The 19,845-nt window shown below is 67.5% G+C and carries 21 protein-coding genes; 13 read left to right on the top strand and 8 right to left on the bottom strand.

The window, feature by feature from the left end; translation table 11 throughout:
- Positions 1–144: 144 nt before the first annotated feature.
- From ACYVII_RS10335 to mctP, 4 genes are all read left to right on the top strand, one after another.
- Positions 145–711, top strand: a complete 567-nt coding sequence (locus tag ACYVII_RS10335) for a LemA family protein (protein ID WP_460534590.1) — start codon at positions 145–147, stop codon at positions 709–711.
- 57 nt (positions 712–768) lie between these two features.
- Positions 769–1,674, top strand: coding sequence for a M48 family metallopeptidase (locus ACYVII_RS10330; RefSeq protein WP_460534588.1), 906 nt, complete (start codon positions 769–771; stop codon positions 1,672–1,674).
- Positions 1,675–1,932: 258 nt separating this feature from the next.
- A complete protein-coding gene (locus tag ACYVII_RS10325) occupies positions 1,933–2,286 on the top strand; it encodes a DUF3311 domain-containing protein (protein WP_460534586.1) in 354 nt (117 codons plus the stop codon).
- The gene (gene mctP, locus ACYVII_RS10320; protein ID WP_460534584.1) at positions 2,283–4,013 is read left to right on the top strand and encodes a sodium:solute symporter family protein; all 1,731 of its coding nucleotides are present in this window, start codon (positions 2,283–2,285) and stop codon (positions 4,011–4,013) included. Before ACYVII_RS10325 ends, mctP begins: the two co-directional genes overlap by 4 nt.
- Positions 4,014–4,034: 21 nt before the next feature.
- Here mctP and ACYVII_RS10315 read toward each other — a convergent pair whose 3' ends face one another.
- Positions 4,035–5,264, bottom strand: coding sequence for a winged helix-turn-helix domain-containing protein (locus ACYVII_RS10315; protein WP_460534582.1), 1,230 nt, complete (start codon positions 5,262–5,264; stop codon positions 4,035–4,037).
- A gap of 81 nt (positions 5,265–5,345) precedes the next feature.
- On the opposite strand from ACYVII_RS10315, the gene ACYVII_RS10310 reads away from it, so the two are divergent.
- Positions 5,346–6,563, top strand: coding sequence for an AI-2E family transporter (locus tag ACYVII_RS10310; RefSeq protein ID WP_460534580.1), 1,218 nt, complete (start codon positions 5,346–5,348; stop codon positions 6,561–6,563).
- Positions 6,564–6,657: 94 nt separating this feature from the next.
- Positions 6,658–7,914, top strand: a complete 1,257-nt coding sequence (gene ilvA / locus ACYVII_RS10305; protein ID WP_460534578.1) for a threonine ammonia-lyase — start codon at positions 6,658–6,660, stop codon at positions 7,912–7,914.
- 17 nt (positions 7,915–7,931) lie between these two features.
- Here ilvA and greA read toward each other — a convergent pair whose 3' ends face one another.
- Positions 7,932–8,423: a GreA/GreB family elongation factor gene (gene greA / locus ACYVII_RS10300; protein WP_460534576.1), complete on the bottom strand. Its 492-nt coding sequence runs from the start codon at positions 8,421–8,423 to the stop codon at positions 7,932–7,934.
- A gap of 89 nt (positions 8,424–8,512) precedes the next feature.
- Positions 8,513–8,941, bottom strand: a complete 429-nt coding sequence (locus ACYVII_RS10295) for a DUF4307 domain-containing protein (RefSeq protein WP_460534574.1) — start codon at positions 8,939–8,941, stop codon at positions 8,513–8,515.
- 158 nt (positions 8,942–9,099) lie between these two features.
- On the opposite strand from ACYVII_RS10295, the gene mca reads away from it, so the two are divergent.
- The 3 genes from mca to ACYVII_RS10280 are packed head-to-tail and all read left to right on the top strand — an operon-like array spanning position 9,100 to position 11,469.
- Positions 9,100–9,996, top strand: coding sequence for a mycothiol conjugate amidase Mca (mca, locus tag ACYVII_RS10290; RefSeq protein WP_460534572.1), 897 nt, complete (start codon positions 9,100–9,102; stop codon positions 9,994–9,996).
- Entirely contained in the window at positions 9,997–10,290 is a 294-nt protein-coding gene (locus ACYVII_RS10285; protein WP_460534570.1) for a hypothetical protein, read from the top strand. It abuts the gene before it with no gap.
- Positions 10,291–10,314: 24 nt separating this feature from the next.
- Complete coding sequence (locus ACYVII_RS10280) at positions 10,315–11,469, top strand: ArsB/NhaD family transporter (protein ID WP_460534568.1); 1,155 nt, start codon at positions 10,315–10,317, stop codon at positions 11,467–11,469.
- A gap of 20 nt (positions 11,470–11,489) precedes the next feature.
- Here ACYVII_RS10280 and trhA read toward each other — a convergent pair whose 3' ends face one another.
- On the bottom strand, positions 11,490–12,293 hold the full coding sequence (gene trhA, locus ACYVII_RS10275; RefSeq protein ID WP_460534566.1) for a PAQR family membrane homeostasis protein: 804 nt from the start codon (positions 12,291–12,293) through the stop codon (positions 11,490–11,492).
- A 101-nt stretch (positions 12,294–12,394) separates the two neighbouring features.
- Here trhA and ACYVII_RS10270 point away from each other — a divergent pair, with 101 nt between their 5' ends.
- From ACYVII_RS10270 to ACYVII_RS10255, 4 genes are all read left to right on the top strand, one after another.
- The gene (locus tag ACYVII_RS10270) at positions 12,395–13,183 is read left to right on the top strand and encodes an undecaprenyl diphosphate synthase family protein (RefSeq protein WP_460534564.1); all 789 of its coding nucleotides are present in this window, start codon (positions 12,395–12,397) and stop codon (positions 13,181–13,183) included.
- A gap of 94 nt (positions 13,184–13,277) precedes the next feature.
- Positions 13,278–14,390, top strand: coding sequence for an aminotransferase class V-fold PLP-dependent enzyme (locus ACYVII_RS10265; RefSeq protein ID WP_460534562.1), 1,113 nt, complete (start codon positions 13,278–13,280; stop codon positions 14,388–14,390).
- 186 nt (positions 14,391–14,576) lie between these two features.
- Complete coding sequence (locus tag ACYVII_RS10260; RefSeq protein WP_460534830.1) at positions 14,577–15,932, top strand: PhoH family protein; 1,356 nt, start codon at positions 14,577–14,579, stop codon at positions 15,930–15,932.
- Between the two features lie 203 nt (positions 15,933–16,135).
- The gene (locus ACYVII_RS10255) at positions 16,136–16,717 is read left to right on the top strand and encodes a prepilin peptidase (protein ID WP_460534560.1); all 582 of its coding nucleotides are present in this window, start codon (positions 16,136–16,138) and stop codon (positions 16,715–16,717) included.
- 64 nt (positions 16,718–16,781) lie between these two features.
- On the opposite strand, the gene ACYVII_RS10250 is transcribed toward ACYVII_RS10255, so the two are convergent.
- From ACYVII_RS10250 to ACYVII_RS10235, 4 genes are all read right to left on the bottom strand, one after another.
- Positions 16,782–18,191, bottom strand: coding sequence for a class II fumarate hydratase (locus ACYVII_RS10250; protein ID WP_460534558.1), 1,410 nt, complete (start codon positions 18,189–18,191; stop codon positions 16,782–16,784).
- 67 nt (positions 18,192–18,258) lie between these two features.
- On the bottom strand, positions 18,259–18,885 hold the full coding sequence (locus tag ACYVII_RS10245; protein ID WP_460534556.1) for a carbonic anhydrase: 627 nt from the start codon (positions 18,883–18,885) through the stop codon (positions 18,259–18,261).
- Positions 18,882–19,535, bottom strand: a complete 654-nt coding sequence (locus ACYVII_RS10240) for a DUF4245 domain-containing protein (RefSeq protein ID WP_460534554.1) — start codon at positions 19,533–19,535, stop codon at positions 18,882–18,884. Before ACYVII_RS10240 ends, ACYVII_RS10245 begins: the two co-directional genes overlap by 4 nt.
- A 5-nt stretch (positions 19,536–19,540) precedes the next feature.
- Positions 19,541–19,840, bottom strand: a complete 300-nt coding sequence (locus ACYVII_RS10235) for an exodeoxyribonuclease VII small subunit (RefSeq protein WP_460534552.1) — start codon at positions 19,838–19,840, stop codon at positions 19,541–19,543.
- Positions 19,841–19,845: the final 5 nt, after the last annotated feature.

The raw sequence follows: 19,845 nt of genomic DNA, 5'->3' as shown, positions 1-19,845 counted from the left end.
CCGCCCGCCACGACCCTTCGCTGTGCACCTGCCACGGCCTAGCTCCGAGAGTCGTGGGAACGCGCAGAGTGTCGGCGGCGCGCCGGTAGGATGACCGGGTGTCGCGCTGACACGCCCGCCCACGCTCGCAAGGAGTAGCCCGCCATGGAATGGCTGATCCCCGTCATCATCATCGTCGTGATTCTGGTGATCATCGGCATCTACTTCTGGGCGATGTACAACTCGCTCGTCACGCTGAACGTGCGCGTCGACGAGGCGTGGAGCGACATCACCGTGCAGCTCAAGCGGCGTGCCGATCTGATCCCCAACCTGATCGAGACCGTCAAGGGCTACGCCGCACACGAGAAGACCGTCTTCGAAGACGTCACCAAGGCGCGCGCCGAGACGCTCTCCGCGCAGGGACCGGCAGAGGCGTCCGCCGCCGAGAACCACATCCAGCAGGCGCTGAAGAGCATCTTCGCGGTCGCCGAGGCGTACCCGCAGTTGCAGGCGAGCCAGAACTTCCTGCGCCTGCAGTCCGATCTGGTCGACACCGAAGACAAGATCCAGGCCGCTCGCCGCTTCTACAACGGCGGAGTACGCGAGTTCAACACGAAGATCCGGGTGTTCCCGAACAACCTGTTCGCCAAGCGCCTCGGGTTCAGCGCACGCGAGTTCTTCGAGGTCGCCGACGCGAACGCCATCGCCGAGCCACCGCGCGTGCAGTTCTGACCGCCGCGTCAGCCGATCTCGTAACCCCGACACCTCCGGACTGCAGGACACCCGTCTATGTACAGGGCGATAGCCGCGAACAAGCGGAACACCGTCTTCATCATCATCTTCTTCCTGGTCATCATCGGCCTGATCGGATGGCTCGCCAGCGCCCTGTTCCACAGCTGGGCGATCCTCATCGTCGTGATGATCGTGGCCGTGGCGTACGCCCTCATCCAGTACTTCGCCGCCTCCGGGCAGGCCATAGTGGCGTCGGGTGCGGTGGAGATACAGAAGGCCGACAACCCGCGCCTGTGGAACACGGTGGAGAACCTGTCCATCGCCACGGGGATGCCGATGCCGAAGGTGTACATCATCAACGACCCCGCCCCGAACGCATTCGCCACCGGGCGCGATCCGCAGCACGCCGTGGTCGCCGCGACCACGGGGCTTCTGGACATCATGGATGACTCCGAGCTCGAGGGCGTCATGGCTCACGAGCTCGGCCACGTGCGCAACTACGACATCCGGGTGTCGATGATCGTGTTCGGTCTCGTTGTCGCCGTCGGGCTGATCGCCGACATCCTGTTGCGCATGAGCATGTTCGGCGCGTTCGCCGGAGGCAACAACCGCAACAACAACAGCGGCGGAGGCGGCGGAAATCCGATCCTTCTGATCGTGGGCATCGTCGCGCTGATCCTGGCACCGCTGATGGCGTCGCTCGTGCAACTGGCGATCTCGCGTCAGCGCGAGTACCTGGCGGATGCCACCAGCGCCATGACCACGCGCAACCCCGACGAGCTCGCCAGCGCGCTCGCCAAGCTGGAGCAGTACGGACGCCCGCTGCGGCGTCAGAACTCCTCGATGTCGCACCTGTGGATCGCGAACCCGCTCAAGCCGAGCATGATGAGCCGGTTGTTCTCCACCCACCCGCCCATCGAGGATCGCATCGCCCGTCTGAAGAAGATCGGCACCAGCTTCTGAGTTGTCTTGCACGCCTGGCGAGACCAGGCGTGCCGCGGTCGACTGAGCACCTGGCTGGGTTCGGCGCCGTACAGGCCGCCGCCTCGCAGAGCGTCTCGCGTCCGCGACAGGGCGGCTTGTCCCTTCACGAGGCCACTCCGCGAGCCTTGTCGGCGCGGCTCTTGACGCGGACTGATCGCCGGGTGAAAGGTTGTCTCTGCGCTGGCCCGCACATGGGGCCGGCGGCCTTCTGTCACGAGCACTGCCGAGGAGACGATGGTGTCTGAACCCGATATGCCCACGCGCGGGCCGGCGAGGCCGGTTCCGTACGTGATCGCGGGCATCCTGATCGCGATCGCGATCATCTTGCCGTTGATCGTGCCGCTCTACGCGTTTGCGGAGCCGGCTCTGTGGGGAATGCCGTTCTTCTACTGGTACCAGCTGCTGTGGGTGTTCATCGCCTCCGGCCTGCTGGGCATCGCGTATCTCATCATGCGCAAGGAAGACAGGCGACGCCGTGCGGCGGTGCGCGGTGCGGGCTCCACGACGCCGCTTCCGACGGATGGCCGTGACCGGCGCTCCGGCACCGCCACCGGCTCCAGCACGGCCGACGACGAGGAGAACGACCGATGACGCACCTGCTCGCCCTCGCCGGCCACGTCGCCGCCACTGGTCCGGATGCCCATGGCAACCGACCGGTCAACTGGATCGCCCTCATCGTGGTCATCGTGCTGTTCGTCGTCGTGGCGGTGATCGGATTCCTCGCCTCCCGCTGGCGCACCGACCCGAGCGCCCGCGGCCTGAACTCGCTCGACGAGTGGGGCCTCGGCGGCCGCGGCTTCGGAACCTGGGTCACCTGGTTCCTCCTCGGCGGAGACCTGTACACCGCATATACCTTCGTCGCGGTTCCCGCCGCGATGTGGGCATCCGGTGCCGTCAGCGGCTTCTTCGCCGTGCCGTACACGATCGTGCTGTACCCGATCGTGTTCCTGCTGATGTCGAGGCTGTGGTCCGTCTCGCACCGGCACGGCTACGTCACGCCGGCGGACTTCGTCGGCGGACGCTACGGCAGCCGCTGGCTCTCGGTGGCGGTCGCCGTCACCGGCATCATCGCCACGATGCCGTACATCGCGCTGCAGCTGGTCGGGATCAAGGCCGTGCTCACCGTGCTCGGCCTCGGCTCCAACACGAACCCGTTCATGGCCGACCTTCCGCTCATCATCGCGTTCATCGTGCTCGCCGCCTACACGTACACCGGAGGTCTGCGGGCCCCCGCGCTGATCGCGATCGTGAAAGACATCCTGATCTACATCGCGATCATCGTGGCGATCGCCTACCTTCCTGCCCACTTCGGCGGTTGGGAGGGAATCTTCGGCGCCGCCGAGAAGAAGCTGAGCACCGTCAATCCGGCCACCGGCAACCCATTCGGTGCCGTCATCCCGGGAGCGGCCAGCTTCAACGCGTACTGGACCCTGGCGCTCGGCAGCGCGATGGCTCTCTTCATGTATCCGCACTCCATCACGGGCGTGCTGTCCACGAAGAGCCGCAACACCATCCGGCGTAATGCGATGGTGCTGCCGTTGTACTCGCTGATGCTCGGCTTTCTCGCCCTGCTCGGCTATGTGGCGATCAAGGCAGGAACCCAGCCCATCGACACGAACGGTGCGATCAACGCGCAACTGATCGTGCCGCAGTTGTTCCTGGACTCGTTCCCGTCGTGGTTCAGCGGCATCGCGCTCGCCGCGATCGCGATCGGCGCGCTGGTGCCGGCGGCGATCATGTCGATCGCGGCATCCAACCTGTTCACGCGCAACATCTACAAGGATCTGTTCAAGAAGAACGCCACGCCGAAGCAGGAGGCGGGCGTCTCCAAGCTGGTCTCGCTGCTCGTGAAGCTCGGCGCGCTGGTCTTCGTGCTGGGCATGGATCAGTCGTCGGCGATCAACCTGCAACTGCTGGGCGGCATCTGGATTCTGCAGACGTTCCCCGCGATCGTCGCCGGTCTGTACACGCGCTGGTTCAACAAATGGGCGCTGTTCGCCGGCTGGGCGGTGGGAATCGCCTACGGCACATGGGCCGCATACAACGTGATCAACCCCGCAACGCACGCGCACTTCGGCGGATCGATCGCCCCGTTCCCGTTCACCGCGGTCCCGGTGTACATCGGCGTCTCCGCGTTCGTGCTGAACGCAGTCGTCGCCACGGTGGTGACGCTGGTGCTGCGCGCATTCCGGGTGAAGGACACCACGGATGCCACGCGTGCGTCGGACTACGGAGCCGACGAGAACGACCCGAAGGTGGTCGCGATCGAGCAGCAGCAACCGCCGCTGGAGCCGGAGCTCGACGGCCGCGGTTCTTGACGTGTCAGCGGTGGTGGCTGGTCAGCCGGCCGCCACCGCCGACGCGAGCTCCGTGGAGAGGGTTCCGCGGTCGCGCACCCGCACCCCCGAGAGCCCCTGCCACTCGGCCGCCTCGCGAAGCAGAGCGGCAAGGCGCAACGGAGTCTCCGCATCGGCATCGGCCTCGGCCCAGGCGGACTGCACGATGAGCACGCCCGCCTGACGGTCGCTCTTCAGGTCGACGCGGGCCACGATGCGGTCGTCCTGCAGCACCGGAAGCACGTAGTAGCCATACACTCGCTTCGGCGCCGGCGTATAGATCTCGATGCGATAGTCCAGGCCGAACATCCGCAGCGCTCGTGCACGTTCCCACACGATCGGATCGAACGGCGACAGCAGAGCGGATGCCTGCACCCGGCGCGGCAGGCGGGCATCCGTCGCGAGCCATACGGGCGCCGGCCGCCGCGCACGCTCCCACCCTGGAACCGTGACGCGACGCACCTCGGCCGTCTCCTCGAGCTCGGCCAGCGCCCCCTGCGTCGGAACGGACTTCAGCCGGTAATAGTCGGCGATGTCGCCCAGCGTGCCGATGCCCAGCGCACGCACGGACCGGCGAACGAGCTCGCGAACGGCATCCGCAGTCGCGATCCTCGTCTCCAGCATCGACGACGGAAACACCTGTTCTGGCAGCGCATAGCGACGCTCGAATCTGTTGCGGCCGGCGATGGCGACGTCACCGAACCGGAAGAGCAGCTCGAGAGTGTGCTTCACCTCGGACCAGCCCCACCAGGGGCCCTTGCGCACATTCTCCTCGTGCTCGATGTCGCTGGCGGCCATCGGGCCGTTCGCCGCCAGCTCGTCGAGCAGCCACCGAGCGGTACTGCTGTGGGCCGCGTTCCACTCCTCGGTCCCCGCGCCATAGCGATTCCGCATCGCGTCCATGCGCCACTGGAACAGCGACCGGTCCTCTCTCCGTAGGAACGCCGCCTCGTGTGCCACGTACTCGGTGTAAGGCGCGCGCGAGCGCATCGTGAGAGCGTCCAGCAGCCCCTTGTCGTACCCGCCGAGCCGGGCGAACACGGGAAGGTAGTGGCTGCGCTCGAACACGTTGACCGAATCGATCTGAAGCAGGCCGATGCGGTCGATGAGGCCATTCAGCTGGCGGGTGCCCACTGTCGCAGGACGCGGCCTGCCGAATCCCTGAGCCGCAAGCGCGATTCGCCGGGCGAGGGCAGGGGAGATCCTGGGTGTTGCCGATGCACTGGATGCCACGGCACGACGCTAGCCGCACCCACTGTCTTTCCGGCCGCCGGAACATCGCCAACGCTCAGCAAACGCAAATAGACTGTCGCGATGGCCCGACCAGCTGCGCCGAACCATCCCGTGCCCAAAGGCACAAGCACCGACGAGACGAGCCACGAAACCGTCGAGTCATCCATTCCCCGCGGCGTGCGGCTGTCCGCGGCGTGGGCATGGCGCCTCCTGCTGATCGGCGCCGTGATCGCGGTCGTGATCTTCCTCATCGTGCAGCTGAGGCTCATCGTGGTGCCGGTGTTCGTCGCTGTGCTTCTCGCGGCGTTGCTGGTGCCGTTCGTCGATTGGCTCGCACACCACAGGTGGCCGCGCTGGCTCGCGATCGTAGTGGCACTGGCGGCCGTGCTCGTCGTGGTGGGGGGCCTCGTGGTGCTCGTCGTATGGCAGATCCGCGGGGAGGCGCAGGCGCTTCAGCATCGGAGCGCGCAAGCCTTCGACAGCTTCAAGGCGTGGCTGCAGGCACCGCCGCTGGAACTCACCGACAAGCAGATCGACAGCTACGTCTCCCAGGCACTGAAGGCTCTGCAGCAAGACAGCCAGGTGCTCATCTCCGGCGCGTTGTCCATCGGCTCGACGCTCGGGCACGTGCTCACCGGCGCGGTGCTCACCGCCTTCAGCACGCTCTTCATCCTGATCGACGGCAATGGCATCTGGTCGTGGATCGTGCGCATCTTTCCCCGGCGCGCGCGGGCCGCGACGGATGGCGCCGGTCGCGCCGGCTGGGTCACGCTGGCCAGCTTCGCCCGCGTGCAGGTTCTGGTCGCCTCGATCGACGCGCTCGGCATCGGGCTGGTCGCCTTCTTCCTCGGCCTGCCCCTGGTCATCCCGATCGCCGTGCTGGTCTTTCTCGGGTCGTTCATCCCGATCGTGGGCGCGGTCATCACCGGTGCGCTCGCGGTGGTCGTCGCACTGGTCTACAACGGCTGGGTCGCCGCGATCATCATGCTGGCCGGCGTTCTCGCGGTGCAGCAGCTCGAGGGTCACGTGCTGCAACCGCTCATCATGGGATCGGCCGTGAAGGTGCACCCGCTCGCAGTTGTGCTGGTGGTGGCGGCGGGATCGCTGCTGGCGGGCATCCCCGGGGCACTGTTCGCCGTGCCGTTCGCGGCCGTGCTCAACGTCATGGTCAGGTATGTGTCGTCGGGAGCATGGCGCGCAGGGCCGGGCGCTGCGTACGCCGGGCCCCCGGATGCCTTGTGGAAGACCGTGCCCCGCCCGCGTCGCTGGCGCGACCGGCGTAGCGCTGCTTCGTCCTGAGCGTGCACCGCGCCCGCGGTTCTGCGCGAGCGGCGCGGGATGTCTCATGGCCGGCCGGGAATGGCCGGGAACGTAAACTGTGGCGGTGACGTCCGTGAGCGAAACTCCTCGTCCCTATACCGTCGGCCCTGCCCTGGACGAGATCGAGCACGCCCACGAGATCGTCTCGCGTGTAGCGAAGAAGACGCCGGTCGAGACCTCGAACCACCTCACCGAGCTGCTCGGGTCCCCTGTGCTGCTGAAGTGCGAGAACTTGCAGCGCACCGGGTCGTACAAGATCCGCGGCGCCTACTACATGATGTCCAAGCTGAGCGAAGAGCAGCGCGCGCGCGGCGTGGTCGCGGCCTCGGCGGGGAATCACGCGCAAGGCGTCGCGTTCGCCGCTCGCCAGCTCGGCGTCAAGTCCACCATCTTCATGCCCCTGGGCGTCGCGCTTCCGAAGCTTCAGGCGACCCGCGACTATGGCGCGCACGTGGTACTGGGCGGTGCGACCGTCGAGGAGCCTCTGCGGGCGGCCGCCGAGTTCGCCCGCGACACGGGTGCGATCCTCGTTCCGCCGTTCGATCATGCGGATGTCATCACGGGACAGGCCGCGCTGGGGCTCGACATCCTCGACGACGTACCCGATGTCGAGACCATCGTGGTCCCGATCGGTGGCGGCGGACTGATCGCGGGAGTCGCTTCCGCCATCAAGCAGAGGGCGAGGCTCGAGGGACGCGACATCAGGATCATCGGTGTGCAAGCCGAGAACGCCGCAGCGTTCCCCGTGTCGCTGGCGGCCGGTGCGCCGACCGATATCGCCGTCGGGCCCACCATCGCCGACGGCATCGCGGTCGGACGGCCGGGGGCGTTGAACTTCGAGATCGTGCGGGAACTGGTCGACGACATCGTCACCGTGAGCGATGACGACACCGCACGCGCCATTCTCGTGCTGCTGGAGCGTTCCAAGCTCGTGGTCGAGCCGGCCGGGGCTGTCGGGGTGGCAGCGCTGCTCTCCGGCGCGTTGCAGGCATCCGCCGGGGAGCTGGGGCGCACGGTGGTCGTGCTCTCCGGAGGCAACATCGATCCGCTGCTCATGCAGCGCGTGGTCGACGCCGGCCTCGCCGTCTCGGATCGCTACCTCAAGTTGCGGCTCATGCTTCCCGACAGGCCGGGCCAGCTCGCTCGCACGTCGGAGTTGATCGCTGCCGCCAACGCCAACGTGGTGGAGGTGCTGCACACACGGCACGGCAACGGCCTGCAGATCAGCCAGGTCGAACTCGAGGTCAGCGTCGAGACGCGCGGACCCGAGCACAAGGCCGAAGTGGTGCGCATCCTGCGCGAAGCGGGCTACGACCCGATCGTCGACTGAGCGCTGTCGATCAGCGGCTACTGCCCCGTCCAGGTCTCCACGTTCGTGACCTTCACCTGGATCTCGCGCCCATTCGGAGCCGTGTACGAGGTCGACTCGCCCACGCTGAGGCCGAGGATCGCGGCACCGAGAGGGCTCGCCTCGCTGTACACGGAGAGCTCGCTGCCGTCGCCGATCTCACGGTTTCCGATGATGAACGTGTCTTCGTCGCCCGCGATGACCGCCGTCACCACCGTTCCGGGCTCGACCACGCCTCGGCTCTGAGGGGCCTCGCCGACCTTGGCGTGGCGCAGCAGCTCGGTGAGCTGGGCGATGCGGGCCTCTTGAACGCCCTGGGCGTCCTTGGCGGCGTGGTAGCCCCCGTTCTCCTTGAGGTCACCCTCCTCGCGAGCGGCCTCGATGCGCTTGGCGATCTCGCTGCGGCCGACAGTACTGAGGTGCTCGAGTTCAGCGGAGAGACGGTCGTGCGCCTCCTGGGTCAGGAAGGTGACCTGCGTGTCCTGGGACATGTGAACTCCTACGGATGGGGGAGGACGAACGGGCATATCAAACATCTACGCCCCAACGTGTCCGTCAGGGCGTATCAGATGATTCTACGTCAGCGTGCCGCCGAAGACCAGCAGGAGTCCACCGATCCGCTCACGCTGGGCTGCATCGTGCGCACCGTCGTGGTGAAGGATCGCGTGGTCTGAGACGACCGCGGAAGCTGCACGATCTTCCATCCGGTGACCGTGAATTCCACGTCCTGGGCCTCGATCGCGCAGGCGACCGATGCGCCGGCATCCGACGACACCGTGTACGACACCTTCACGTGCTGGTCGTCGAGCACCTGATTGGCGCCGGTGTCGACGGTGATGCCCGAACCGCGCACCTGGTCGAGGCCGGCCCACACTGTCCAGCACGCCACCACGACCACGATGAAGACGCCGAGCGCCACGAGCAGCCAGCGATCCCGACTTCTCGTGCGCGCCGTGCGACCGTATCGCGCACCGACGGCCGGCGCCCCGGATGCCGTGGGTTCGGGCACGAGGCGACCTCCGATATCGAACGATTAGGCTGGGCATCAAGCCTACGTGCTTTCGCTGTGAAGGCCCGTCGGCGCGGACTTCGTTCGCCACACCTACCAGCCCCTCAGTTGCCGGCTTGCACCGCCGCGCGACTCGCACAGATTGCCGGATGCCTGCCATGACTCTCCGACTTCTCGCCGTGCATGCCCACCCCGACGACGAGTCCAGCAAGGGCGCTGCGACGTACGCGTACTACGCCCACCACGGCGTGGACGTCATGATCGTGAGCTGCACCGGCGGCGAGCGCGGAGACATCCTCAACGATTCGCTCGCCGCCCGGGCGATGGCCGAGCGAGACCTGCCCGGACTGCGCAGGATCGAGATGGATGCCGCAGCGAAGGTGATGGGGGTGCGTCACCGCTGGCTCGGATACGTCGACTCCGGCATGCCCAGCGACGACGGCAGCGTGCCGGCGAACTCGTTCGCAGACATCCCGCTGGAGATCTCGGCCGAGCCGCTTGTCGCAGTGATCCGCGAGTTCCGGCCGCACGTTCTCCTCACCTACGACGAGAACGGCGGCTACCCGCACCCCGACCACATCCGCTGCCACGACGTCTCGGTGGCGGCGTACGAGTGGGCCGCGGATGCGGAGCGATACCCGGACGCCGGCGAGCCGTGGCAGATCGCGAAGCTCTACTACGACCGCATCTTCAACGCGAAGCGCATGGCCAGCGTCTTCGAACAGGTGCGTGCCGACGATCCCCAGTCACCGCTGCTCGAGCACTTCGAGGGCATGATGGAGCGGTTCGGCGAGCAGCCCGACCTCGCCACCACCCGTGTTCCGGCCGGCGACTTCTTCGAGGCCAGGGACGCCGCGCTCAAGTCGCACGCCAGCCAGGTGCCACCCGACAGCTCGTTCTTCTTCTGGCCCAACGACGTGCAGCGCAAGGCGTGGCCGTACGAGGACTACCAACTCATCGACTCGAAGGTGGAGACCACAGTGCCCGAGAACGATCTCTTCGCCGGGATCGAGGACGACAGCGTCGTTCCCGATGCGCGAATCGAGGCACGCTGAGTGCTCGCCACAGTCCTGCTGGCCGTCACGCCGTCGCCCACGCCGTCGCCGAAGATCCCGAATGCCGACCTGGTCACTCCCGGGGTGTGGGGTTTCGTCATCACGCTGATGATCGCCGTGGTGACGATCCTGTTGATCTGGGACATGATGCGCCGGGTGCGCCGCGCCCGCTACCGGGCCGAGGTGAACGCGAAGCTCGATGCCGAGGAGGCACAGCGCGGCACGGATGTCGTCAAGGCGGATGGCGAGGCGCGGGGCGGAACGGACGCCGCACGGCGTCCCGACCGCGACTGACGGCCGCTTCCTGAGAACGCGGACGTGCGCAGCCTGATCGTCGGCGCGGGGTTGCTCGTTGCCGGCGGCATCGCCATCCTGTTCGGCGTCTATCCGGCACGGGATGCCCTCACCCTCGTCGACCGGGTCTGGCCTGTGCTGCTCTTCGTGCTGGCCATCACCGTCGTCGCCGAACTCGCCGCGGAGGCCGGGCTGTTCGACGTCGTCGCAGGGTGGAGCACGCGAGCTGCACGCGGCAGCGCCTGGATGCTCTGGCTCCTCACGGTCGCGGTCGCGACCGTCAGTACGATCTTCCTGTCGCTCGACACGACCGCCGTGCTGCTCACCCCGATCGTGGTCACCATGGCGCGGCATGTGCGACTGGATCCGCTGCCGTTCGCGCTCACCACCGTCATGCTCGCCAACTGCGCGTCGCTTCTGCTGCCGGTCTCGAACCTCACGAATCTGCTCGCGGAGCAGAAGCTCGGGGGAGTGGGCGCGGCCGGCTTCGTCGCGCTGAGCTGGGCGCCGGCCATCGTGGCGGTGCTGCTGCCGGTGGTCGCGATTGCCGTGATCGGGCGCCGCACGCTCGCTGCCCGCTACGTCGTGCCTTCGGGGGAGAAGGTGGTGGATCGACGCCTCACGCTCGCCGCCGCGATCGTCGTGCTGGCGCTTCTCCCGGCGCTGGTCTCGGGCATTCCGGTGTGGGTTCCCGCATGCATCGCGGCGCTCGTGCTCGTCGTGGTGTTCACGGCGCTGCGTCGGGATGCCCTGCACCTCGGAGTGCTCCCGTGGTCGACCGTCGTCTTCGCAGGCGGTCTCTTCCTCGCCATGGGGGCCCTCGAGGCGGTCGGCTCTCGCGCGGTGCTTTCGGCGATCGCGGCCCCTGGCGTCTCCCCGGGCGACCTGCTCCGCGTCGCCGGCGCGGGGCTCGTCGGCGCGAACGTGGTGAACAACCTGCCCGCGTACCTGGCCCTGGAGCCGGTGGCGCAGCATCCGCTTCAGCTCATGGCGCTGCTCATCGGCGTGAACGTCGGCCCGCTCATCACGCCGTGGGCCTCGCTGGCCACGTTGCTGTGGCACTCGCGGCTGAAGCGGCTCGGTGTGGACGTGCCGTGGGGGCGCTACATGCTCATCGGTCTCGTCGTGGCGCCGGTGACCGTAGTCGTTGCGACGCTCGCGCTCGCCGCCGTGTCCTGAGCCGGCAAGCCTTCGTTGCGCTACCGGTTGTAGACCGGATGCAGCGCGATCAGCAGCGCTGCGGTCCAGTGGCACAGGAAGGCGAGCACGGTCAGCGTGTGGAAGATCTCGTGGAAGCCGAAGCTGCCGGGGAACGGGTTGGGGCGCTTGAGACCGTAGACGAGTGCGCCGATCATGTAGAGGCCGCCGCCGACGAAGACGAGAACCATCATCGCCGCATTCGCGTTCACGAGGTCGACGACGTACATGATCACGGCCCAGCCGAGCAGCACGTAGAGCGGAACGTAGAGCCAGCGCGGCGCGGTGATCCAGAACACGTGGAACGCGATGCCCAGCAGCGCCCCGCCCCACACGATCGACAGCAGTATGAAACCCTTCTGCGACGGCAGCGCGAGCATGCCGACCGGGGTGTACGTGCCTGCGATGAGAAGAAAGATGTTCGCGTGATCGATCCGCTTGAGCACGAGCTTGGTGCGGGGTTTCCAGTTGAACCGGTGATAGAGCGCGGAGTTGCCGAACAGCAGCATCGAGGTCAGCATGAACACCGCCGACGCCCATTTCGCGGGCGCGCCGTGCGAGAGGCAGATCAGCACGATGCCGGCGGCGATCGTCAGCGGGAACGTCGCGGCGTGGATCCAGCCGCGCCAGGTGGGCTTGAGCTCGGACGGATGCGCGGCCGAGGCATCCACAAGCGGCAGGTTCGGGACGCCCTTCTCACGCTCGTCGTCCGCCTTGATCGCAGCGTCGGACGGCGAGAGCTTGCTGGCGGGCTGAGCGAGCTCGTCGGCGACGTCGACGTATTCCCGGGAAGCGCGGCGGGGCATGAGACAAGCCTAGGCGGACGCACGTGGCAATCGTCTGACCGCAACCGGGCCGGCATAACCGGCTGGGGGCCGCGCTCCATCGCGCGCGATAACGTAATCGGGTGACTTCTAGCCGGATACCGAAGCCCGGCCCCGGTTTCCTGTACGGGCTGTACCAGAACCGGCTTCGGCGCAGTCTGGATCCGGCGTCGGTGCCCCAACACGTCGCCATGATCATCGACGGCAACCGGCGATGGGCGCGGCAGCTCGGGCTGGAGACGGTCGCACACGGTCACCGGGCCGGCGCAGCGAAGATGCTCGAGTTCCTCACCTGGTGCGACGAACTCGGTGTCAAGGTCGTCACGCTGTACCTGCTGTCCGCCGACAACCTGAGCAATCGCGACCGCAGCGAGCTCGCCGATCTGATCGAGATCATCGCCGATCTCGCGCACGCCGTGTCGGCGGCGGGGGACTGGCGCGTGCAGCATGTCGGTACGACGTCCGGGTTACCGAAGCGCCTCGTGCAGGCGCTCGGCGACGCGGAGCAGAGCACGAAGGAGAATCCCGGCATGCACGTGAACCTCGCCGTCGGCTACGGCGGGCGCAAGGAGATCGTGGATGCCATGCGCAGCATCGTCGCGGAACATCACGCAGAGGGGCGCAGCCTGGAGGAGCTGGCCGAGCGGCTCACACCCGACCTCATAGGGGCCCATCTGTACACCGGGGGGCAGCCCGATCCCGACCTGGTCATCCGCACCTCCGGTGAGCAGCGCCTGAGCGACTTCATGCTGTGGCAGAGCGCGCACAGCGAGTTCTACTTCGTGGAGGCACTCGGGCCGGACCTGCGCGAGGTCGACTTCCTGCGGGCGGTGCGCGACTACTCCCGCCGCAACCGCCGCTACGGCGGATGAGGCGGCACGCCGCGGTTGACGGCAGTCGTGCCGACGATGCACTGACCCTGTTGTCTACTGTCTGCGACACAGCAGAATGACTCTGGGAGGTCGCGTGACAACGGTTGAAGAGTTCGCCGAAGGTTTCCTGGAAGAACCCGGCTATCTGGATTTCGCCAGGGTCGGACCGCTCTCCGCATCCGTGGTCGCCGAGGTGCAGGGCGTCAACGAAGTGCTCTCCCGGGGCAGGTTCGGCTCGCTCGCGCCGCTGCGCAACGAGGACGAGCGGATGCGCACGGCGGCGTCCGCCCTCACCGGCTTCCCCGCCGATCAGATCGTGTTCCAGCCGAACGTGGGCACGGGCCTCATGCACGCCATGTTCGGGCTCACCGGTGCCGTTCTGCTCTCCAGGGCCGAGTTCCCGTCGCTCACCTTCTCGGCGGCACGGGCATCCGAAGCGCTGCATGCGGTGCAGCCGGTGTGGCTCGAGACGCACCACGGCAGGGTCACCCCCGGCACCGTACGTGAGCAGCTGACCGACTCCGTCACCGCCGTCGCGGTCAGCCTGGTGGACTCGCGTACCGGCTACCTGGCCGACATCGACGGCATCCGCCAGGTCATCGGCGACCGGCTGCTCATCGTCGACGCCGTGCAGGGCTTCGGCGTGGTGGATGCCCCGTACGAAGTCGCGGACGTCGTCGTGGTCGGCGCGGAGAAGTGGCTGCGCGCCGGGTGGGGCGCAGCGTTCATGTCGTTGTCCGAGCGCGCGATAGACAACCTCACTCCGGTCTGGAGCGGCCACACGGGTGCCGGTGTGGTCGATCCGTTCGACGAGGTGCTCCCGCCCGAGCGGGGTGCGGGAGCGTTCACCGTCGCACGAGCCGACAGCGTCGCCCAGGCACGGATGTCTGCAGCATTGGAAGACGTGGCATCCGTGGGTGTCGACGTGCTCGAGGCCGCCGTGGCCGGTCGTGTCGACCGCATCATCGACCTCGCCGACGAGTACGCGATTCCGGTCGCATCGGCACGCGAGACCCCGGAACGTGCGGGGATCGTCGTGCTCGAGCCATCGCGCGAGCAGCTGACGCCGCTCAGCGCGTCGCTGTTCAACCACGGCATCACGGCCACGACCCGCGCGGGAACCGTGCGGTTGAGCGCCCATGTCTCGTTCGGCGACGAGACGCTTGAGATGCTGCGCGCCGCGTTCACGTCATACTCGACGGCGTAGACCCCTCCGCCGCGCGTGTCTCCCCGTGGATGTCGGCGGCGGGGCCTAGCGTCGAGGTGTCGGGCATCGGGCCCGGCCGGGGCGTCCGTCACGGAATCGTCTTGAAAGGTGCGGCCGCTTCGTCGACAGGATCCGCGCAGAATCCCACACCGTGGGACGCGCGGGGTGGGAGTGGTTGTGACCGCGATGCAAACCCAGGTTCCGGCGGCCCGTACAACGGCGCAGTCGAGTGTCGACACGCAGACGCACCAGATCGAGCGCACGTATGTGCTCGACACATCGGTGCTGCTGTCGGACCCGCGCGCGCTGTTCCGGTTCGCCGAGCACGCCGTCGTGATCCCAGTGGTCGTGATCAGCGAACTCGAGGGCAAGCGCAACGATCCTGAGATCGGGTACTTCGCCCGACAGGCACTGCGGCTGCTCGACGAGATGCGCGTGCAGCACGGACGCCTCGACTTTCCCGTCCCGGTCGGCGATGGCGGGTCGCTGCGCGTCGAGCTGAACCACTCCAGCATGTCCGTCCTGCCCAGCGGACTGCAGTTGGGCGACAACGACTCCCGCATCCTCGCCGTCGCGCAGAACCTGGCGAACGACGGACTGGCCGTGACCGTGGTGTCGAAGGACCTGCCGCTGCGCGTCAAGGCGGCCTCGATCGGCCTGCTGGCGGAGGAGTACCGCGCCGAGCTTGCGCCGGAGTCCGGCTGGACCGGAGTTGCCGACGTCGACCTCGGCTCGGCCGACATGGCCAGGCTGTACGAGCGTGAGGAGCTGGAGTCGGATGCCCTCGACGGTCTCCCCGTCAACACCGGGCTCATCGTCCACTCCGATCGAGGCTCGGCACTCGGCCGAGTGACCGGTGGCGGAACGATGAAGCTCGTGCGCGGTGACCGCGACGTCTTCGGTCTGCATGGGCGTTCGGCAGAGCAGCGCCTCGCCATCGACATGCTGCTCGACCCCGAGATCGGCATCCTGTCGCTCGGCGGTCGTGCAGGCACGGGCAAGTCGGCGCTCGCCCTGTGCGCGGGCCTCGAGTCGGTGCTCGAACGACAGCAGCACAAGAAGATCATGGTGTTCCGCCCGTTGTATGCGGTCGGCGGCCAGGAGCTCGGGTACCTTCCCGGCGACCAGGGCGAGAAGATGACCCCTTGGGGCGAGGCGGTGTACGACACGCTCGGTGCTGTCGTCTCGCAGAACGTCATCGACGAGGTGGTGGAGCGCGGCATCCTCGAGGTGCTGCCGCTCACCCACATCCGCGGGCGCTCACTGCACGACGCGTTCGTCATCGTCGATGAGGCGCAGTCGCTGGAGCGCAACGTTCTGCTGACCGTGCTCAGCCGCATCGGGCAGGGTTCGAAGGTGGTGCTCACACACGACGTGGCCCAGCGCGACAACCTGCGGGTCGGGCGCCACGACGGTGTCGCCTCCGTGATCGAGACCCTGAAGGGTCACCCGCTGTTCGGGCACGTCACGCTGACGCGCTCCGAGCGCTCCGCGATCGCGGCACTGGTCACCGAGCTCCTGGAGTTCGGCGAGATCGCCTGAGAAGCTGCCGCGCGCCGGGGAGGGGCCGGCGCGCGGCCCCAGGCGCCGACCGCTGCAACGGGCCGGACGGTCGTGCATCTGCCCATGGCCTCGTGACCGCCTCGAGCCGTCCATCGCCGCGGACGGCCGGCGCGGGCAGGCAACGCGTACCCGCCTGTGGACAGATCACGTTCTCGCCTTCCCGTTCCCACTAGCGTCGAGCCGTGTCCACCACGCTCCACGGCTTCGATCACCGGAAGGCCTCCAGCCGACCAGGCAATCGCCGTGCGCGGCTCGTGTGGCAGTTCGCGCTCACGGCCGTGCTCATCGTGATCGCCATCTCCGGCGTCGGCGTGCGATTCGAACTGGTCGGATGCCTGTATCTCGCGTTCGTCACCCCCGAACTGTGCCGCGTCGATCTGACGGAGCACCGGCTGCCGAACGCCATAGTGCTGCCGGGCTTCGCCTTCGCCGCGATCGGTGCGGTCTTCGGCTGGCTCGCCACCGGAAGACCTCCGACGGCAGCGGCTCTGGCCGCGGCGGCGGTCGGCGGATTCTTCGCTCTTCTCGCTGTCACCGGTGGCGTCGGCATGGGCGACGTGAAACTCGCGGCAGTGCTGGCGCTGGCCGGCGGCGCGGCATCCGCGCTCGTGGTGGCGGGAACGGTCGTGCTGGGTTTCATCGCGGCCGGAGTCGGTGCCGTGGTGATGCTCACCGCGCGGGGCGGAGGCGGGAGCATCGCTTTCGGCCCGTACCTTCTGGGCGGCTTCTGGGCATCCGTCGCGGCGCTTCCGCTCGTCGCCTGAGACGCGTGACCGGCGCGATCAGAACGTCGATCGCGCCGGCTGGTCCACGTCAGGCTTCGCAGACCTACTTGGCGGTAGGCGGGGTGGTCATGCTGAGCACGTCGAGCGCCGTGTCGAGTTGCTCGAGCGTGATCTCGCCGCGCTCCACGAAGCCGAGGTCGATGACCGCCTCACGCACCGTGATGCCCTGCGCCACCGAGTGCTTCGCGATCTTCGCGGCCGCTTCGTAGCCGATGATCTTGTTCAGCGGAGTGACGATCGACGGCGACGACTCCGCCAGAGCGCGTGCTCGTTCGATGTTCGCCTCGAGCCCGCGAACCGTCTTGTCGGCGAGGGCGCGGGTCGCATTGGAGAGCAGCCTGATGGATTCCAGCAGCGCCGTGCCCATCACCGGAATGGCGACGTTGAGCTCGAACGCACCCGATGCGCCACTCCATGCAATGGTGGCGTCGTTGCCGATGACCCGTGCGGCGACCATCAGAGTCGCCTCCGGAATGACCGGGTTGACCTTGCCAGGCATGATCGACGATCCAGGCTGCAGATCGGGAATGTGCAGCTCGCCGAGTCCCGTGTTCGGTCCCGAGCCCATCCACCGCAGGTCGTTGCAGATCTTCGTGAGACCGACGGCGATCGTGCGAAGGGCACCGGATGCCTCCACAAGGCCGTCGCGGTTCGCCTGCGCCTCGAAGTGATTGCGTGCCTCTGTGATCGGCAGCTCCGTCTCCTGCGTGAGCAACCGGATTACCAGCTGCGGGAAGCCGGCGGGCGTATTGATGCCGGTGCCCACGGCCGTGCCCCCAAGGGGCACCTCGGCGACGCGGGGGAGCGCCGCCTGCACACGTTCGATGCCGAGGCGCATCTGCGCCGCGTAGCCGCCGAACTCCTGGCCGAGGGTGACGGGCGTGGCATCCATCAGGTGCGTGCGGCCGGACTTGACGGCATCCTTCCAGAGCTCCGCCTTCTCCTCGAATGCGACGGCGAGGTGGTCGAGGGCGGGGATCAGGTCATCGATGAGCGCACCGGTGACGGCGATGTGCACCGAAGTCGGGAACACGTCGTTGGAAGACTGTGACGCGTTGACGTGGTCATTCGGGTGCACCGGCCGGCCGAGGCGGCGGGACGCCAGAGTCGCCAGCACCTCGTTCATGTTCATGTTCGACGATGTGCCGCTGCCTGTCTGGTACACATCGATCGGGAACTCGTCGTCGTGAAGGCCGGCGATCACGTCGTCGGCGCTGGCCGCGATGGCGTCGGCCACCTCGGCATCGAGCACGCCGAGCTCCGCGTTCGCCAGGGCCGCGGACTTCTTGATCCGGGCGAGCGCTGCGATCTGGGCGGACTCCAGCCTCGAGCCCGAGATCGGGAAGTTCTCCACGGCTCGCTGGGTCTGGGCACTGTACAACGCGTTGCGCGGTACCCGCACTTCGCCCATCGTGTCGTGCTCGATGCGGAAGTCGTCCGTCTCTGAGGGCATCTGGCTGTCCATTCCTTGGGATCCCTTTGTCGTTGTGTCGCCTGAGCGCTTGATGGTCTTCGCGTTGTCAGATTTCGCCGACGACGAGGTGCGAGGACACCGTGCCATCGCTGAGGCGATAGTTGGCACCGACGATGGCGAGTTCGCCATCGGCGACGGCCTGCGCGACGAGTTCGCTGCGACGAAGCAACTCGCTGACGGTGTCCTTCACGTGCTCGCGTCCCACCTCCGTGGAGTCCACGGACGAGGGGTCCACCACCTCGCCCGCGACTCTCCGCACAGCGGGAACGATCGGAGCGATGAGGTCGGCGATGTGCGGTGGGAGCCTGTCTGCATCCGGTGCTGCGGAATCGATCGCGGCACGGACTGCGCCGCAGCTGTCGTGACTGAGAACCAAGAGGAGGGGCACGTGGAGCACCGCGACGCCGTACTCGATCGAGCCGAGGACCGACTCCGAGATGACCTGACCCGCGTTGCGGATGACGAACGCGTCGCCGAGCCCCAGGTCGAAGATGATCTCGGCCGCCAGACGAGAATCGCTGCATCCGAAGATCGTGGCGACCGGGGCCTGTGAGCCTGCCGTCTCCGCGCGGCGCTCAGCGTCCTGCCGGGGGTGCTGCGGGCGGTCCGCGACGAATCGCTCGTTGCCCTCCTTCAGCTGCTTCCAGGCATCCGCAGGTCTGCTGTCGGTCATCCATGTTCCTTCGCGTCGGAGGCGAGCTGCCGGCTGACGACATCCGCCAGTTGGGTGAATTCCTGGGTGTCCGCGGTTCCGTACAGCACCACGGTGCTCGCGCCCTCGACCGCGGACAGCGCGTACTGCACGTTGCCCACATCGCGGCTGGACTGCCGGTTGTCGTAGATGCTCCACTTCACGCCGTGGACCGTCGTGCTGCCGACCGGGTTCGAATTCGCCACCTGACCGGACAGCCACGTCGCATTCGCGCGGAACCCCTGAACCATGCCGATGTACTGCTGTGAAGGCGTGATCAATCCGATGTACCACTCGTCGACGCGGTCGCTGGTCTGCTGGCGAAGCTGTGCGGAGTTCGACTTCCAGTCCGACGGCAGCTTCGGTGTGATCAGCGGGTCGGGCTCGGTGCCCGCGCCCTGCTGTGCGATCTTCACGTAATCCACGTTCTTGACCGCGTCTGGTGTCGGTCGCGGCACCATGAGCACGATCACGACGACGAGAGCAAGGGTGGCCAGCAGGGAGTAGATCAGGTTGTTGACGGTCTGCCGTCGCCGGTGATCGGCGGATGTCTGTGCCTTGCGCCTAGCCGTCTCGTCCGGCGTCTCCGGCCGGCCGAGCTCGGCGACGATCGGATGTTCGTTCCTTGCCATGACCGCTAGAACGGATCCTCTCGAGGTGCGTCCGAACTCGCCGAAGAATCCACGCCCGCCCGCGCGGCATCGAGCCTCGCCTTGGCCCCGATGAGCCACTCCTCGCAGCGCCGCGCGAGGGCTTCGCCGCGCTCCCACAGTGCGAGAGACTCCTCGAGGGTGGACGTGCCTTGCTCGAGCCGGGACACCACGCCGATCAGCTCGTCCCGCGCCTGCTCGTAGCTGAGGTCGGCCGTGCCGGCATCGGTGCCGGACGCTGGGGATCCTGACGCTGCAGAGTCGAGTGCGGTGGAGTCGGAGGGCATGTCTT

It is taken from the genome of Humibacter ginsengiterrae, assembly GCF_054780115.1.
Note: the sequence above shows the minus strand (reverse complement) of the source record. Positions and strands in the feature narration are given on the sequence as shown.

Bases quoted from the DNA above. Each gene is read 5' to 3' on its own strand.
- ACYVII_RS10245 (WP_460534556.1), bottom strand. From the start codon at position 18,885: ATGACCGACAGCAGACCTGCGGATGCCTGGAAGCAGCTGAAGGAGGGC.
- mca (WP_460534572.1), top strand. From the start codon at position 9,100: ATGACTCTCCGACTTCTCGCCGTGCATGCCCACCCCGACGACGAGTCC.
- ACYVII_RS10330 (WP_460534588.1), top strand. From the start codon at position 769: ATGTACAGGGCGATAGCCGCGAACAAGCGGAACACCGTCTTCATCATC.
- ACYVII_RS10310 (WP_460534580.1), top strand. From the start codon at position 5,346: ATGGCCCGACCAGCTGCGCCGAACCATCCCGTGCCCAAAGGCACAAGC.
- trhA (WP_460534566.1), bottom strand. From the start codon at position 12,293: ATGCCCCGCCGCGCTTCCCGGGAATACGTCGACGTCGCCGACGAGCTC.
- greA (WP_460534576.1), bottom strand. From the start codon at position 8,423: ATGTCCCAGGACACGCAGGTCACCTTCCTGACCCAGGAGGCGCACGAC.
- ACYVII_RS10260 (WP_460534830.1), top strand. From the start codon at position 14,577: ATGCAAACCCAGGTTCCGGCGGCCCGTACAACGGCGCAGTCGAGTGTC.
- ACYVII_RS10250 (WP_460534558.1), bottom strand. From the start codon at position 18,191: ATGCCCTCAGAGACGGACGACTTCCGCATCGAGCACGACACGATGGGC.
- ACYVII_RS10235 (WP_460534552.1), bottom strand. From the start codon at position 19,840: ATGCCCTCCGACTCCACCGCACTCGACTCTGCAGCGTCAGGATCCCCA.
- mctP (WP_460534584.1), top strand. From the start codon at position 2,283: ATGACGCACCTGCTCGCCCTCGCCGGCCACGTCGCCGCCACTGGTCCG.
- ACYVII_RS10335 (WP_460534590.1), top strand. From the start codon at position 145: ATGGAATGGCTGATCCCCGTCATCATCATCGTCGTGATTCTGGTGATC.
- ACYVII_RS10240 (WP_460534554.1), bottom strand. From the start codon at position 19,535: ATGGCAAGGAACGAACATCCGATCGTCGCCGAGCTCGGCCGGCCGGAG.